The following is a 13766-nucleotide window of genomic DNA, read 5'->3' as shown; positions in this document are numbered from 1 at the left end:
TGGCCGCTCCGAAACGTCCGGCCGCATCGGCCGGCTGAAAGGTCTGGACGGGCGGGTCCGCAGGGCCGGCCCGGCTGCAAACGTCGAGGGCTCCCTCCAACGCAAGCTGCGATCCTGGCGGATGCGGCAGTTTTGACGAAGAAGGAGGGTATGCCGATGACACGCGCGGGCGACCTGCAACACATGATGGCCGCTTCAAACGACCGATGGAATCGCGCGGTCCGTTCACGAGGGGAGCGATCGCGCGAGCGTTCCGTCCGGGCGCCTGTTGGCCCGGTCGAAGTGGAATCTGCCGAGGTTTCCTGCGATCTGGACTGCCGCGTTTCGAAACCGGCGGAACCCGCCGGGCCAAACGCTCACGCGCCGAGCCCGAGGATCACCAGATCGCGTCGCGACAACGCAAGTGCCTCGATTCCGCTTTTATGATGTGCAAGCCCGGTAAACAAGTGCAACGCTACGACATGAGGCACTTCGTTGGTTCGATTGTTTTTCGAACAGCGTGCGGTCTTGCCATCCTGTTCCTGCTATCTATTGGCGTGATCGCGGAGGTTCACGCGCAGGCGCCGACGACGATCGTGACTGCGATCCGACAGACGAGCGACAAGGCCCGGTCCGATGTCGAGATCGAGTTGTCCGGTCCGGCCAGTCCTCGGCTCGTTCTCCTGCGAAAGCCCTATCGCATCGCTCTCGACCTCGACGGCGCCGTGTCAGCCGCCAAGCTGCCCGAACCGTCCGACGGACTGATCACCGGAATGCGCCAGGGATTTGCGGGCGGCGATCGCTATCGGCTTCTCCTGACGCTGTCGGGCGCCGTGAAGCCGCGTCTGGAGGTTCGGCGCGACGGTGAGCGCGCAACCGTGCGCCTCGAACTGCCCTCCGCCAACGACGCTGCCTTCGTCTGGAGCGATCCGGGCGATGTCTCCCGTCATGCGGTCCCCGTCGCGGCGCCGGCCGTACCGCGACGCTTCACGGTCGTGATCGACGCCGGACACGGCGGCGTCGACCGGGGCGCGACCGGGGACGGGGGTACCGAGGAGAAGGCGATCAACCTGGCTTTCGCCATGGCGCTGCGAGACGCGCTCGCAGGCAAGCCCGACGTGAACACCATCCTGACCCGGTCGGACGACACGTTCATTCCGCTCAACGAGCGCAGCGCGATCGCCAGGCGCGCGCACGCCGATCTTTTCATCTCGCTGCATGCGGACTCGATCCGCTACAAGGATCTGCGCGGGGCGACGGTCTATACGCTCTCGGATCGCGCGTCCGACGCGCTTTCCAGCGAGATCGCCGAAAGCGAGAACGCCGCCGACCGGTTCGCGGGAGCCGAGTGGGATCAGGACGCGCCGGAGATCCACGATATCCTCGTGGACCTCGTGCGGCGCGAGACCGAGAGCCTGACCGAGCGCTTTGCCGGCCATCTTGTCGAGGACATGAAGGAAGCAGGTGTTCGGCTCATCAACAATCCGAAGCGGTCGGCGGGCTTTCGGGTGCTCAGGGCGCCGGACGTGCCGTCCGTGCTGCTCGAGATCGGCTACCTGTCCAACAAGGAGGAGGAGAAGCTCCTCCTCTCGCCGGACTGGCAACGCGAGTTCGCCGGTATCCTCGCCAAGGCCGTCGTCTCGTCGCTGCGCGAGCGTGGTGGATGACCGCGCGCGAGGACGTTGCCTCGTTGCAACAACCGCGCGATCCTTCAGCCTCGCAACATGCGTACGCCTCATTTAGAAAGCATGGCAAACGAGCGCCAAGACGCGTCGTTTGATCCGGTCCCTCATCGCCCACGGGCGCGAGGACGGGCGCCGCTACGGAGACACCATGATCAGACTGCTCGGATACCTCTTCGGAATCGGAACGGTGTTCGCGCTGATCGCGGCGGGCGGCGCCGCCTGGTACGTGGCGAGCATGAGCCAGGACCTGCCGGACTATCAGGTGCTGGCCAATTACGAGCCGCCCGTGACGACCCGGATGCACGCGTCGGACGGGTCGCTGATGGCGGAATATGCCAAGGAGCGGCGCCTCTACCTGCCGATCCAGGCCATTCCCCAGCGCATCAAGGACGCCTTCCTGTCGGCCGAAGACAAGAATTTCTACAACCATCCCGGCGTCGACGTCGAAGGCATTGGCCGCGCGGCCCTTCTGTATGTGCGCGGTGGCCCGATGCAGGGCGGCTCGACGATCACCCAGCAGGTCGCCAAGAACTTCCTTCTGACGAACGAGCGTTCGATGGAGCGCAAGATCAAGGAGGCGATCCTTTCGCTTCGGATCGAGCAGGCCTACTCGAAGGATCACATCCTCGAGCTCTACCTCAACGAGATCTATCTCGGCCTCGGCTCCTACGGCGTCGCCGCCGCGTCGCTCGCCTATTTCGACAAGTCGGTGAACGAGCTGACCATCGACGAGGTCGCCTATCTCGCGGCCCTGCCCAAGGCGCCCGAGAACTATAATCCGTTCCGCGACCCGGACGAGGCGATCGGCCGCCGCAACTGGGTCATCCAGCGCATGGCCGAGAACGGCTTCATCAGCAACGACGAGGCGGCCGAGGCCCAGGCGCGCCCGCTCGGCGTCAACCCGCGTCCGAGCGGCACCTATATCGCGTCCGCCGAATACTTCACCGAAGAGGTGCGCCGCGACATCATCAACCGCTACGGCGTGAAGGAGCTCTACGAGGGCGGCCTGTCGATCCGCACGACGCTCGACCCGAAGATGCAGCTCGAGGCGCGCACGTCGCTCCAGCACGCGCTCGTGAGCTACGATCAGGGACAGGGCTACCGCGGTCCGGTCACCACCGTCGATCCCGGCAACGACTGGGGCAAGGCGGTCGGCGAGGTTCCCGCGCTCTCCGACGTTCCGGAATGGCGCCTCGCCATCGTCCTGTCCGCCGACGGCGGTTCCGCCAGCGTCGGACTCCAGCCGCGCCGCGAAGCCTCCGGGCGCCTGGGCGCCGACCGCGATATCGCGATGCTCGATCTGGCCGACATGAAGTGGGCGCTGCGCCAGTCCCGCACCGGCCGCTCAGGCACCGCTCGTGGCGTCGATGGCGTCCTGTCGCGCGGCGACGTCGTCTATGTCGAGAAGAAGGCGGACGGCGGCTACCGCCTTCGGCAGCCGCCCAAGGTGCAGGGCGCGCTTGTCGCCATGGATCCCCATACGGGCCGCGTCATGGCCCTCGTCGGCGGGTTTTCCTATGCCCAGTCGGAGTTCAACCGCGCAACGCAGGCCTACCGGCAGCCGGGGTCCTCGTTCAAGCCGATCGTCTATGCCGCGGCGCTCGACAACGGCTATACGCCCGCGTCGGTCATCCTGGACGCTCCGATCTCGATCCCGAACGGGACGGGCGGCTACTGGGAGCCGAAGAACTACGGCGGCGAGGTCTCGGGACCCTCGACGCTGCGTCTCGGCATCGAGAAGAGCCGCAACCTCATGACCGTGCGCTTGGCGAAGGACATGGGCATGGATCTCGTGGCCCAGTACGCCGAGCGCTTCGGCGTCTACGACAAGCTCGCTCCCTACCTGCCGATGTCTCTCGGTTCGGGCGAGACAACCGTCATGCGCATGGTCTCGGCCTACTCGGTCATGGCCAACGGCGGTCGCTCGATCGAGCCCTCGCTGATCGACCGCATCCAGGACCGGTACGGCCGCACCGTCTACAAGCACGACAACCGGGGCTGCGAGGCCTGCAACGCCACGGGCTGGGCAAGCCAGGACGAGCCCACTCTGGTAGACGACCGCCAGCAGGTCCTCGACCCGATGACGGCCTACCAGATCACCTCCATGATGGAAGGCGTCGTCCAGCGGGGCACGGCGACGATCGTCAAGGAGCTCGGCGTTCCGACCGCCGGCAAGACGGGCACCACGAATGACGAGAAGGACGCGTGGTTCATCGGATACACGCCTAACCTCGTGACCGGCGTATATCTGGGCTACGACAATCCGCAGCCCCTTGGCCATGGCCGGACGGGCGGCGGTTTCGCTGCGCCGGTCTTCGTGGAATTCATGCAGCAGGCGATCAAGGGCAAGCCGGTCGCCGACTTCCGCATCCCGGAGGGAATGACGCAGATTTCGGTGGACCGGAAGACCGGCATGGCCAGCAAGGGCAACGGCTCCATTCTCGAGGCCTTCAAGCCCGGCACGGGTCCGTCCGACACCTACGAGGTGATCGGCGACGAAGGTTACGGCGGCGCGACCGCCCAGGCGATCTCGCCCGAGGCCAACGAAGCCATCGTTTCGGGAGCGGGTGGTCTCTTCTAGGGGCGTCGCGGCCGTCGCGCCCGCTTTACAGCGCGGCGGCCCCTGCCTATGGTCCGCGCCACCTTCCCGACCCTTCGTCAGACCCAGCGAGGCCGACGGCATGCGCGCCGAAATTGAATCCATCGTCGACGAGATCCAGCAGGCCGTAAGCCTGCTGAGGAGGCATCTTTGACTGGGATCAGTCCGTCCGTGAACTCGATCGGCTGAACTCGGCCGCCGAAGATCCCACCATCTGGAACGACCCGGCCGAAGCGCAGAAGCTCATGAAGGAGCGTCAGCGCCTGGACTCGGCGATCGGGGGTATCCGCGATCTCGAAACGCAGCTGAAAGATAATATCGAGCTCATCGCCATGGGCGAGGAGGAAGGCGACCAGGGGATCGTCGACGACGCCGAGAACGCGATTCGCGGTCTGAAGGCGCAGGTCGCCGAACGCCAGGTCGAGGCTCTCCTGTCCGGCGAGGCCGACAGCAACGACACCTATCTCGAGGTTCACTCGGGTGCCGGCGGCACCGAGAGCCAGGATTGGGCCTCGATGCTCATGCGCATGTACATGCGCTGGGGCGAGCGCTCCAAGATGAAGGTCGAGGTGCTGGAACAGCATGCCGGCGAAGAGGCGGGCATCAAGTCCGCGACGATCCTGATCAAGGGCCACAACGCCTACGGCAAGCTCAAGGTCGAATCCGGCGTGCATCGTCTCGTGCGCATCTCGCCCTACGACAGCGCCGCGCGTCGACACACCTCCTTCGCCTCGATCTGGGTCTATCCGGTCGTCGACGACTCGATCGACATCCAGGTCAACGAATCGGACTGCCGCATCGATACCTACCGCGCCTCGGGCGCTGGCGGCCAGCACGTGAACACGACCGACTCGGCGGTGCGCATCACGCACATTCCGACCGGCATCGTCGTGGCGTGTCAGCAGGAGCGCTCGCAGCACAAGAACCGAGCGACCGCCTGGAACATGTTGCGCGCGCGGCTCTACGAGGCCGAGCTCGAAAGGCGTGAGGCTGCCGCCAACGCGGAGGCCGCGTCCAAGAGCGACATCGGGTGGGGCCACCAAATCCGGTCCTACGTCCTCCAGCCCTATCAGCTGGTCAAGGATCTGCGGACCGGGATGCAGGAAACGACGCCGAGCGACGTGCTCGACGGCAAGATCGACCCGTTCATCGAGGCTGCGCTGGCGCAGCGGGTGTTCGGCGGCGACGTCGAGGTCGCAGACATCGACTGACAGCCTACCCGCAGGCTGGCCGCCCTTCTAGAGCGCGGCCAGCCTGCGGCCGGCCTTGATCCACCGATCGGGATTGGTCGCCTTTTCGTGGAGGCGGACCTCGTAGTGCAGGTGCGGACCTGTGCTGCGCCCCGTTGAGCCGACGGCTCCGATGACGCTCGATGTCGTGACCTCGTCGCCGACCGCGACCGCGATGCGCGACAGATGACCATAGCGCGTCGACAAACCGTCGCCGTGGTCGACCTCCACCATCAGACCATAGCCGCCGGCAAACCCGGCCGAGACGACCTTCCCGGGCGCGGTCGGGCGAACCGGTGCGCCGGCTTCGGCGGCGAAGTCGATGCCGGTGTGAATGGCCGCCTCGCGCAGGAACGGGTCGAGACGCGAGCCGAAGACGGATGTCACACGCGCACCCGGCATCGGATCGGCGAGCGGCAGGCGATCGGTGCGGCGGCGTAGCCGGTCGAGGAGGTCGAGCGACTGCTGCAACTCCTCGAGGCTCTGGGAAAAGCTGTCGGCAACACTGCTTCCGACGAATGGGCCGCCGACCGGCGCCGCGTCCCCCGGCGCGTCGATGCCGATCGAGCCGAGCAGGTCCGCGATGCGGTCCGCCTTCGTATCGGCATTGCGCGTGAGGCTCGCGATCTGGGTTTCCTGCTGCTCGGCGTAGAAATCGACCGATTGCCGGATCGTCGGCAAGAGGACATCCGCGATCCGAGACATCGCCTTCGGATCGTCGCCCGCACTGTTCATGGCGAACGGCCGTGAGCCGGTTTCAGTGGGCGGATTAGCGTCGTCGGGCGGCGTGGCCGTAGTCTCTGCTGGTACCAGTCCGGCGTCGCGCGCCTTCTGCAGGAGCGGACCGAGGCGCTCGTAGCGCTCCGTGATCCGGGCCTGCTGCGCGAGGAGATCCTCCACTTGGCGGGAGACCTCGTTGCGGTCGACGGCCTGGCGTGTCGTCAGCCGGTCGAGCTGGCGACGCAGATCGGCGATGCGCTCCTCATAGGCCGACGCCGTATGCGCGTCGCGGGTCTGGACAGCCTCCAGCACCGGGCCGCCCATCAGAAGGATGGCGCCGACACCGGTCGCGCCGAGCAGCCCGGCCAGTCCGGCGGTGCCCAGGCTCAGCACGACCCATGGCCGGACCGTCCAATGCCGGACCTTCTCGCCGCGTGCGATGACGATCGTATGGGGCAGGGAACGCCGCCCGAACATCTCCTGCCGAGACACCTTGGCCATCTCCAACCATCCAGTGGTCGCCGGACGGCCCATCCCGCCAGCGGGATGATTCATAGATGATCAAGGTTAATGCCCGGTTGCCGCATCGGCTGGGCGGACGCGTCAGGAGGACAGGGGCGACAGCGAGCGGTAGAACGTGGGCGTCAATCCTGCCTCGGCTCTGGCGCGATCGTTGAAGGGCGGCTTGATCTCGCCGCGGAAGCACAGGCGCACGAGTTCCTGGAAGCGTCGGGCCGGGTCGAGACGCTCTCGCGCGCACAGGAAGCGAAACCATTTCGCGCCGATGGCGACGTGCTTCTTCTCGTCCTCGTAGATGATTTCGAGGATTTCGGCCGTCTCGCCGTCGCCGACCTCGCGCAGCTTGATCAGGAGCGACGGCGTCACGTCCAAGCCGCGGGCCTCGAGAATGAGCGGGACCACCGCGAGCCGCGCCGTCAGGTCGTCGGCGGTGACGCCCACGGCCTGCCAGAGGCCGTCATGGGCGGGCATGGCTCCGTAGCTGGATCCGAGCGATTCGAGGCGCCGGCTGAGAAGGCCGAAATGCTTGGCTTCCTCCATGGCGACCGTCATCCAGCCGTCGAAGAAGGTGCGTGGCACGGGCTGCCCCGCGAAGCGCGCCACGATGTCGAGCGCGAGATCGATGGCATTCAGTTCGATATGGGCAAGCGCATGGATCATCGCAACGCGGCCCTCGGCCGTGTGGACCGAGCGCTTCGGAACATGGCGCGGCGCGACCAGCGTCGGGCGCTCCGGGCGTCCGGGCCGGTCCGGCAGCGGGGGATCCGAGGGGCCCGACAAGCCCAGCGTGCGGGCGAACCAGCGCTCGCCAGCGCGTAGCGTCAACTCGCGCTTGAGGTCGAGGTCGGCGGTGGCGAGCGCCGCGACCGCCTGACCCCGTAGCGTGGCCGGCAACGGCTCAGCCATCGCGGCCGACATGCCGGCGCGCGACGTCCAGGACTTCCGCTGCGTGCCCGTTCGCCTTCACCTTGGGCCACAGGTGCGCAATCCGGCCTTCGGCGTCGACGAGCGCCGTCGTGCGCTCGACGCCCATGTAGGTCCGGCCGTACATGCTCTTCTCGACCCAGATGCCGAAGTCCTGCAGCAGCGTCTTGTCCTCGTCCGAAAGCAGTCGGACCTTGAGCCCGTGCTTGTCGCGGAACTTGCAGTGCTGCTTGCCGTCGTCGGGCGAGACCCCGAACACGGGAACGCCGATCGCGGCGTAGTCCTTCTCGAGGGCCGTGAACTCGATGGCCTCCAGCGTACAGCCGGACGTGTCGTCCTTCGGGTAGAAGTAGAGGACGTAGGGCTTGCCGCGCAGGCTCTCGCTCGTGACGCGCGCGCCGTCGGCGTCGGGAAGGTCGAAGCGGGGGCAGGGATCGCCGACGCTTGGGGTTGCCATGGAGCCATCCTTTCGGCCAATTGGTCGAGCACAGACACCGCGTCCGGCGGACGCGACGACCGGCGACCCCATAACACGCATCGGCACGATCACGTCATCCCGTTCCGCGCGGTGACGCGGACCTGCCGACCTGACAGACGAGGTCATGCATGAGGCTGGGGCGACACCACGGGATGGGATGTCCTTGATGACGCGCCTGGCCCGCCTCCTCGGCGGACTCGTCAGCTTCCTCTTCCTATGCCTCATCCTGCTCGGCGCCGGCCTCGCGGCTCTCTTCGGTACGACCACGGGCCAGGACTTCGTTCGTGAGCAGACGGTCAGCGCGCTCGAGCACCTGCTCGGCCCGGCCTACGATGCGTCGTTGGGCCAGCAGAGTTTCGAGTTTCGCGACGACGGGACGCTGGCGATCAACTGGTCCGGCGTCCGGCTGCAGCGGCGCGACGAGGTCAATCGTGCCGGCGATGTCGGTCGCGTTTCGGTCGGCCTGCGCCTTCTTCCGCTTGCGGGCGGACGGCTCGAGTTCGGTCGCCTCGAGATCGACGGGGCGCGCATCGACCTGACCGCCTTCGGCGAGCCTGCGCCGCAATCGACGGACCCGGAGCCAGCCGTCGAGGATGCTGCCGCGCATTCGGTCGTCGGACGCAGCGCGGAAAGAGTGATCCGCACGCTCGAACGACAGCTCCAGGCGCTTCAGGCGTTTCATTTCGATACGGTCGAGTTTCGGGATATCGTCGTCGACGGAGTTCCGAACGTCGGCGGCGAGTTGCGCTTGCGGGCGGCCGAGCTACACCGGGACATCGACGGATCGCTGCAGCTTGCGACCGATCTTCAGATCGGAGCCGTCCCCGTTCATCTTGCGGGCAGCGCCCTGTTCGGCGCCGACGATCAACGCCTTCGAGCCTTGTCGCTGCGGTCGAGGCCGATCGATCTGGGCGATCTGGTGCCGCCCGCACCCGAGACCGACCTTTACGACGAGCGGCCCTTCGGAAGCGACGCCGCCGTGTGGATGGATGTCTCGTTGCGCCGCGACGCATCGAACGACGTGCCGGTGCTGTCCGCTGGGTTCCATTCCGGTCCCGGCGCCATCCAGCTGGGTCTCAACCACACACGCATCGAAGCGGCCGACCTTATGATGGAATATCGAGGCGGCGAGGACCGACTGACGATCGTGCGCAGCCCCATGCGTTTTCGAGACGTCGGCTTCGACCTTCAGGGGGAGGTCGCTCCGGTTCAGGGTGCCGGCGGAAGCACCGACATCGATCGGCTCGCCTGGCGCATCGGAACGGACGAGGTTCGCTCGAAGGTCGGCGGTACGGGCGACACGCGCCGTGCGAGCCTCTGGATCAAGGGCGAGGCTCGCCCGTCGACCGGTGAAGCGACGGCGAACGAGATGGTGCTGCGCACGGGGTCCGGGACCCTGACGGGCACCGCTTCTCGGGGGACCGGCAGTCCGGAGGCGCTGAGTGTACTGGCGCTGCGGGGCGATGGCTTGTCGGCGCGGGACGTGAAGGCGTTCTGGCCCTTCCTGATATCGGGCCGGGCGAGGGACTGGGTGCTGCGTCACATCGGCAACGAAGGCGCCGTGCCGAACGCGACCATTTCCATGCAAGTCCGTGAGGATCGGCTGGCGGTCGCTTTCAAGCCCGAGAACCAGCCCAGCGAGCGCGAGTTGAGCATCGACGTCGCGCTCGACAATGTCGACAGCGCGACGGCTGGCGAGCTGCCGCGCGTCGTGAAGGCGAAGGGAAGCGTGCGGGTGCGCGGCTCCGACACGGTGGTCGACGTGAGCGAGGGCGAAGTCGAGGGCGCGGGGGACATCAGGCTCGCGCCCTCGCGCGTCCTCATGAGCAAGCCGACCGAGGGCGACAAGCGCGACCTGATGCTCTCCCTCGCGATCGACGCATCCGGACCGGTCTCGCAGCTCCTGCGGATCGCCAACGCGGAGCCGATTCGGGCCCTCCGGTCGATCGAGTTCGACCCGGCCAAGGCGACAGGCACGGGACGGGCCCAGGCGGACGCCTCGCTTCGCCTCGGCCGCTACGTGGCGCGGGACGATCAGGTGCTCGGCTGGAAGGTAACGGCCGACTTGCAGGATGCGAGCCCCGGTCAACCGGTGCAGGGGCAACGCGTCGAGCACCTCACCGGCGCGGTCGATGCGGAACCCGGCGGCCTCAACGCCAAGCTGCAAGGCGATGTGGCGGGCTTGCCGGCCGATATCTCCGTCCATCTCCCCTTCGGTGAGAAGCCGGTCGGCGAGCGCCGGATCGCGCTCGATCTCGACGTTCCGGCCCGGCGCGTCGGAGAACTCGTGCCGGCCCTGTCCGACGTCCTGGAAGGAGAGCTTCGGGCGGCGGTCGATGTCGGGCCGGAGGTGATCAGGGCCGACATCGACCTGCGCCGAACCGGTATCGACCTGCCCGCGATCGCCTGGAAGAAGGGGCCGGGCGTTCCGGCCAGTCTGAACCTGTCGGTCGATCGAAATGGCGAGACGACGCAGTTGAAGGACATCGCTTTCAAGGGGGACGGGTTCTCCGCGAGCGGCGATGCGGTTCTCGACGCCGCCGGGTTGCGGTCGGCAAAGCTCAAAAAGGTCGTCCTGAACCCCGGCGACGACGTCGCGGTCGAGGTTGAGCGTCAGCGTGGCGGCCTGGCGGCTCGCGTGACCGGCGCACGCTTCGATGCACGGCCGATCCTGGCGGAACTGCGCAACAGCATCGGTGGCGACGACGCGAAGCGGCCGGGCAACGGCACGTTCGATGTGTCGGCGGACGTCGATACGCTAGCAGGCTTCGGCGATCGCTCGCTCTCGGACTTCACGCTCAACTATGCGAGCTCGAAGGGGCGAATGGCGGCGCTCGCCTTTAGCGGAGCGACGAAGGGGGGTGGTGTCCTGCGCGGGGATCTATCGCCTCGCCCGAACGGTCGCTCGATCCGCATCAGCTCGAACGACACCGGGGACGTTCTCGCCTTCGCCGGCCTTTACGGGCATATGGATGGAGGGCAGTCGGTTCTGGAGCTCGTCGGCGACGCCGATGCCGGCTACCAGGGCAATCTTCAGATCCTGAACTTCACCCTTGTGGACGAGCCACGTCTGTCGCGCATCGTCGGCTCCTCTCCGCAGCCGGGCACGCAAAGCCTCTCACAGGCCGTGGGACAGGAGCTTCGCACCGAGCGCGCCTTCTTCGATCATGCCTCGGCGCGTCTCGCCTACGGCAACAAGACCCTGCAGGTCGCGGATGGCATCGTGCGCGGGCCTGTCTTCGGATCGAGCTTCGCCGGCACGCTCTACGACCCGCGCGGGCGGATCGACATCGCCGGCTCGTTCATGCCGGCCTACGGCCTCAACCGGATCTTCGGCTCGATCCCGATCCTCGGTCAGATCCTGGGCAACGGAAACGAAGGCGGCCTGATCGGGATCACCTATCGCTTGAGCGGTGCCTTCGCCTCGCCCTCGCTCGTCGTGAACCCGATCTCCGCCATCGCGCCCGGCATCTTCCGTTCGATCTTCGCCTTCCAGTAGGCGACGCGCGGTCAGTCGACCGCGCGAAGAAGAACGTGGCGCTTCTTGCCGAGCGAGAGCTTGGCGACGCCGTCCGTGAGGGCGTCGGCATCGACGAGCGCACGGTCGTCGGCGACCGGCCGATCGTTGACCCGTACAGCGCCGCCCGCGACGTGACGGCGCGCCTCGCCGTTCGAGGAGGCCAGCCCGGCGCGCACCAGAAGCGACAGGATGCCGACGCCGGACGCGAGGTCGCCGCGCGGCACCTCGACGGTCGGCAGGGTTTCGGCGAGCGCACCGTCCTCGAAGGTCGTGCGCGCCGTCTCCGCCGCGGCCTCGGCCGCCGCGCGCCCATGGACGATGGCGGTCGCCTCGGTCGCGAGAACCTTCTTGGCCTCGTTGATCTCCGAACCGCCGAGGGCGGCGAGCTTCGCGATCTCGTCCAGCGGGAGTCGCGTGAAGATCTTCAGGAAACGGCCGACGTCGGCATCCTCCGTGTTCCGCCAGTACTGCCAGAAGTCATAGGGACTGAAGAGGTCGCCGTTCAGCCAGACCGCCCCCGAGGCGGACTTGCCCATCTTCTCGCCGCTCGACTTGGTGAGAAGCGGCGTCGTGAGCGCGTAGAGCTGCGGGCCGCCCATGCGATGGCTGAGGTCGACGCCGTTGATGATGTTGCCCCACTGGTCGGAGCCGCCCATCTGCAGGACCGTGCCGTAGCGCCGGTTGAGCTCGGTGAAGTCGTAGCCCTGCATGATCATGTAATTGAACTCGAGGAACGAGAGCGACTGCTCCCGGTCCAGCCGCAGCTTCACCGAATCGAAGCTGAGCATCCGATTGACCGAGAAGTGGCGCCCGACGTCGCGCAGGAACTCGACGTAGTTGAGCTTCAGAAGCCAGTCGGCATTGTTCATCATGACGGCCGGGTTGGGGCCGTCGTAGCGAAGGATGTTGCCGAAGACGCGCTGGATGCCATCGATGTTGGTCTGGATCTGCTCGGGCGTCAGCATCCCGCGCTGCGAGTCGCGGAACGAGGGGTCGCCTACCATCGAGGTACCGCCGCCCATAAGGCTGATCGCCTTGTGGCCCGTCTCCTGCAGCCAGTAGAGCATGGTGACGGTTATGAGGTTGCCGATGTGGATCGAGGTCGCGGTCGCGTCGTAGCCGACATAGCCCGTAATCGGCCCCTTGCACGCAAGCGCGTCCAGGCCCTCCGGATCGGAGACCTGGTGGATGAAGCCCCGCTCGTCGAGGACGCGCAGGAAATCGGACTTGAATCGGCTCATGGGTCGTTCCGGAGGGGTTCCGTAGGCGGCGGTGCTGAGGCGGCTACTTCAGGCGCTTGGGACGCGCGTCGGTCAGCTCGCCCGCCAGGCGGCGATCGAGATACTCGGCGCACTCGGCCAGAAGCTCGTCGCTCTGGCCCTGGAAGAAGTGGTTCGCGCCCTCGATCGTCTTCTGCGTGATGAGGATGCCCTTCTGGGTCTTGAGCTTGTCGACCAGGCCCTGAACGTCCTTGGGGGGCGCCACGCGATCCTTGTCGCCATGGATGATGAGGCCGGACGAAGGGCAGGGCGCGAGGAACGAGAAGTCGTAGGAGTTCGGCTGCGGCGCGATCGACAGGAAGCCCTCGATCTCCGGCCGCCGCATCAGAAGCTGCATGCCGATCCACGCGCCGAAGGAATAGCCAGCCACCCAACAATGCTTAGAATCGGGATGGAGCGCCTGGATCCAGTCGAGCGCGGCCGCCGCATCCGACAGCTCGCCCGAGCCGTGGTCGAACTCGCCCTGGCTGCGGCCGATGCCTCGGAAGTTGAAGCGCAGCGTCGTGAAGCCGCGTTCCACGAACATGTAGAAGAGCTGGTAGACGATCTGGTTGTTCATCGTGCCGCCGAAGCGGGGGTGCGGGTGGAGCACGATCGCGATCGGAGCGTTCTTCTCCTTTGCCGCCTGATAGCGTCCCTCGAGACGACCGGCGGGTCCGTTGAAGATGACTTCGGGCATGAGCTTCACCTCGTCGACAGCCAGCGCAAGCCCCGAGGGGCGCGCCTTGACGGAGCGGGAGCGTCTCCGTAAGGTCCAATTTAGAATGATTAAAAACTACATGCGTCCCGCAAGCGCGCTATGTAGTCCGTGGGTCCCGGCGAATACAATGTTT

At 66.7% G+C, this 13766-nt stretch carries 9 protein-coding genes; 4 read left to right on the top strand and 5 right to left on the bottom strand.

What is annotated here, in order from left to right; all coding sequences use genetic code 11:
• The first annotated feature begins 575 nt into the window (after positions 1-575).
• The 3 genes from AUL35_RS14395 to prfB all read left to right on the top strand — a co-directional run bounded on the left by AUL35_RS14395 (position 576) and on the right by prfB (position 5474).
• On the top strand, positions 576-1646 hold the full coding sequence (locus AUL35_RS14395) for an N-acetylmuramoyl-L-alanine amidase (RefSeq protein WP_244493782.1): 1071 nt from the start codon (positions 576-578) through the stop codon (positions 1644-1646).
• Positions 1647-1812: 166 nt separating this feature from the next.
• A complete protein-coding gene (locus AUL35_RS14390; RefSeq protein WP_062016044.1) occupies positions 1813-4245 on the top strand; it encodes a penicillin-binding protein 1A in 2433 nt (810 codons plus the stop codon).
• Between the two features lie 100 nt (positions 4246-4345).
• Positions 4346-5474, top strand: a protein-coding gene (gene prfB, locus AUL35_RS14385; protein ID WP_156418006.1) for a peptide chain release factor 2 whose coding sequence is annotated in 2 segments (ribosomal slippage) — positions 4346-4414 and positions 4416-5474 — 1128 coding nt in all. Because the reading frame shifts where the segments join, the coding sequence is not laid out codon by codon here.
• A 27-nt stretch (positions 5475-5501) separates the two neighbouring features.
• Here the strand turns inward: prfB and AUL35_RS14380 are convergent.
• From AUL35_RS14380 to AUL35_RS14370, 3 genes are all read right to left on the bottom strand, one after another.
• The gene (locus AUL35_RS14380; RefSeq protein WP_062015933.1) at positions 5502-6713 is read right to left on the bottom strand and encodes a M23 family metallopeptidase; all 1212 of its coding nucleotides are present in this window, start codon (positions 6711-6713) and stop codon (positions 5502-5504) included.
• A 102-nt stretch (positions 6714-6815) separates the two neighbouring features.
• Positions 6816-7637 carry a ferritin-like domain-containing protein gene (locus tag AUL35_RS14375; RefSeq protein ID WP_082666347.1) on the bottom strand — a complete coding sequence of 274 codons (822 nt, stop codon included), beginning with the start codon at positions 7635-7637 and terminating at the stop codon, positions 6816-6818.
• On the bottom strand, positions 7630-8112 hold the full coding sequence (locus AUL35_RS14370) for a peroxiredoxin (protein ID WP_062015929.1): 483 nt from the start codon (positions 8110-8112) through the stop codon (positions 7630-7632). Before AUL35_RS14370 ends, AUL35_RS14375 begins: the two co-directional genes overlap by 8 nt.
• A 187-nt stretch (positions 8113-8299) precedes the next feature.
• On the opposite strand from AUL35_RS14370, the gene AUL35_RS14365 reads away from it, so the two are divergent.
• The gene (locus tag AUL35_RS14365; RefSeq protein ID WP_062015927.1) at positions 8300-11632 is read left to right on the top strand and encodes a hypothetical protein; all 3333 of its coding nucleotides are present in this window, start codon (positions 8300-8302) and stop codon (positions 11630-11632) included.
• Positions 11633-11643: 11 nt separating this feature from the next.
• Here the strand turns inward: AUL35_RS14365 and tyrS are convergent, their stop codons facing one another.
• Positions 11644-12894, bottom strand: a complete 1251-nt coding sequence (gene tyrS / locus AUL35_RS14360; RefSeq protein ID WP_062015925.1) for a tyrosine--tRNA ligase — start codon at positions 12892-12894, stop codon at positions 11644-11646.
• Between the two features lie 43 nt (positions 12895-12937).
• Positions 12938-13612 carry an alpha/beta hydrolase gene (locus tag AUL35_RS14355; protein WP_062015923.1) on the bottom strand — a complete coding sequence of 225 codons (675 nt, stop codon included), beginning with the start codon at positions 13610-13612 and terminating at the stop codon, positions 12938-12940.
• Positions 13613-13766 lie beyond the last annotated feature (154 nt).

It is taken from the genome of Aureimonas sp. AU4 (genome assembly GCF_001463765.1).
Classification (GTDB): domain Bacteria; phylum Pseudomonadota; class Alphaproteobacteria; order Rhizobiales; family Rhizobiaceae; genus Aureimonas.
The sequence above is the reverse complement of the archived record's forward strand: the minus strand, read 5'-3'. Positions and strand labels throughout refer to the sequence as shown.

Excerpts from the sequence above, each read along its gene's own strand:
- AUL35_RS14365 (WP_062015927.1), top strand. The coding sequence starts at position 8,300 with ATGACGCGCCTGGCCCGCCTCCTCGGCGGACTCGTCAGCTTCCTCTTC.
- tyrS (WP_062015925.1), bottom strand. The coding sequence starts at position 12,894 with ATGAGCCGATTCAAGTCCGATTTCCTGCGCGTCCTCGACGAGCGGGGC.
- AUL35_RS14370 (WP_062015929.1), bottom strand. The coding sequence starts at position 8,112 with ATGGCAACCCCAAGCGTCGGCGATCCCTGCCCCCGCTTCGACCTTCCC.
- AUL35_RS14355 (WP_062015923.1), bottom strand. The coding sequence starts at position 13,612 with ATGCCCGAAGTCATCTTCAACGGACCCGCCGGTCGTCTCGAGGGACGC.
- AUL35_RS14380 (WP_062015933.1), bottom strand. The coding sequence starts at position 6,713 with ATGGCCAAGGTGTCTCGGCAGGAGATGTTCGGGCGGCGTTCCCTGCCC.
- AUL35_RS14390 (WP_062016044.1), top strand. The coding sequence starts at position 1,813 with ATGATCAGACTGCTCGGATACCTCTTCGGAATCGGAACGGTGTTCGCG.
- AUL35_RS14375 (WP_082666347.1), bottom strand. The coding sequence starts at position 7,637 with ATGGCTGAGCCGTTGCCGGCCACGCTACGGGGTCAGGCGGTCGCGGCG.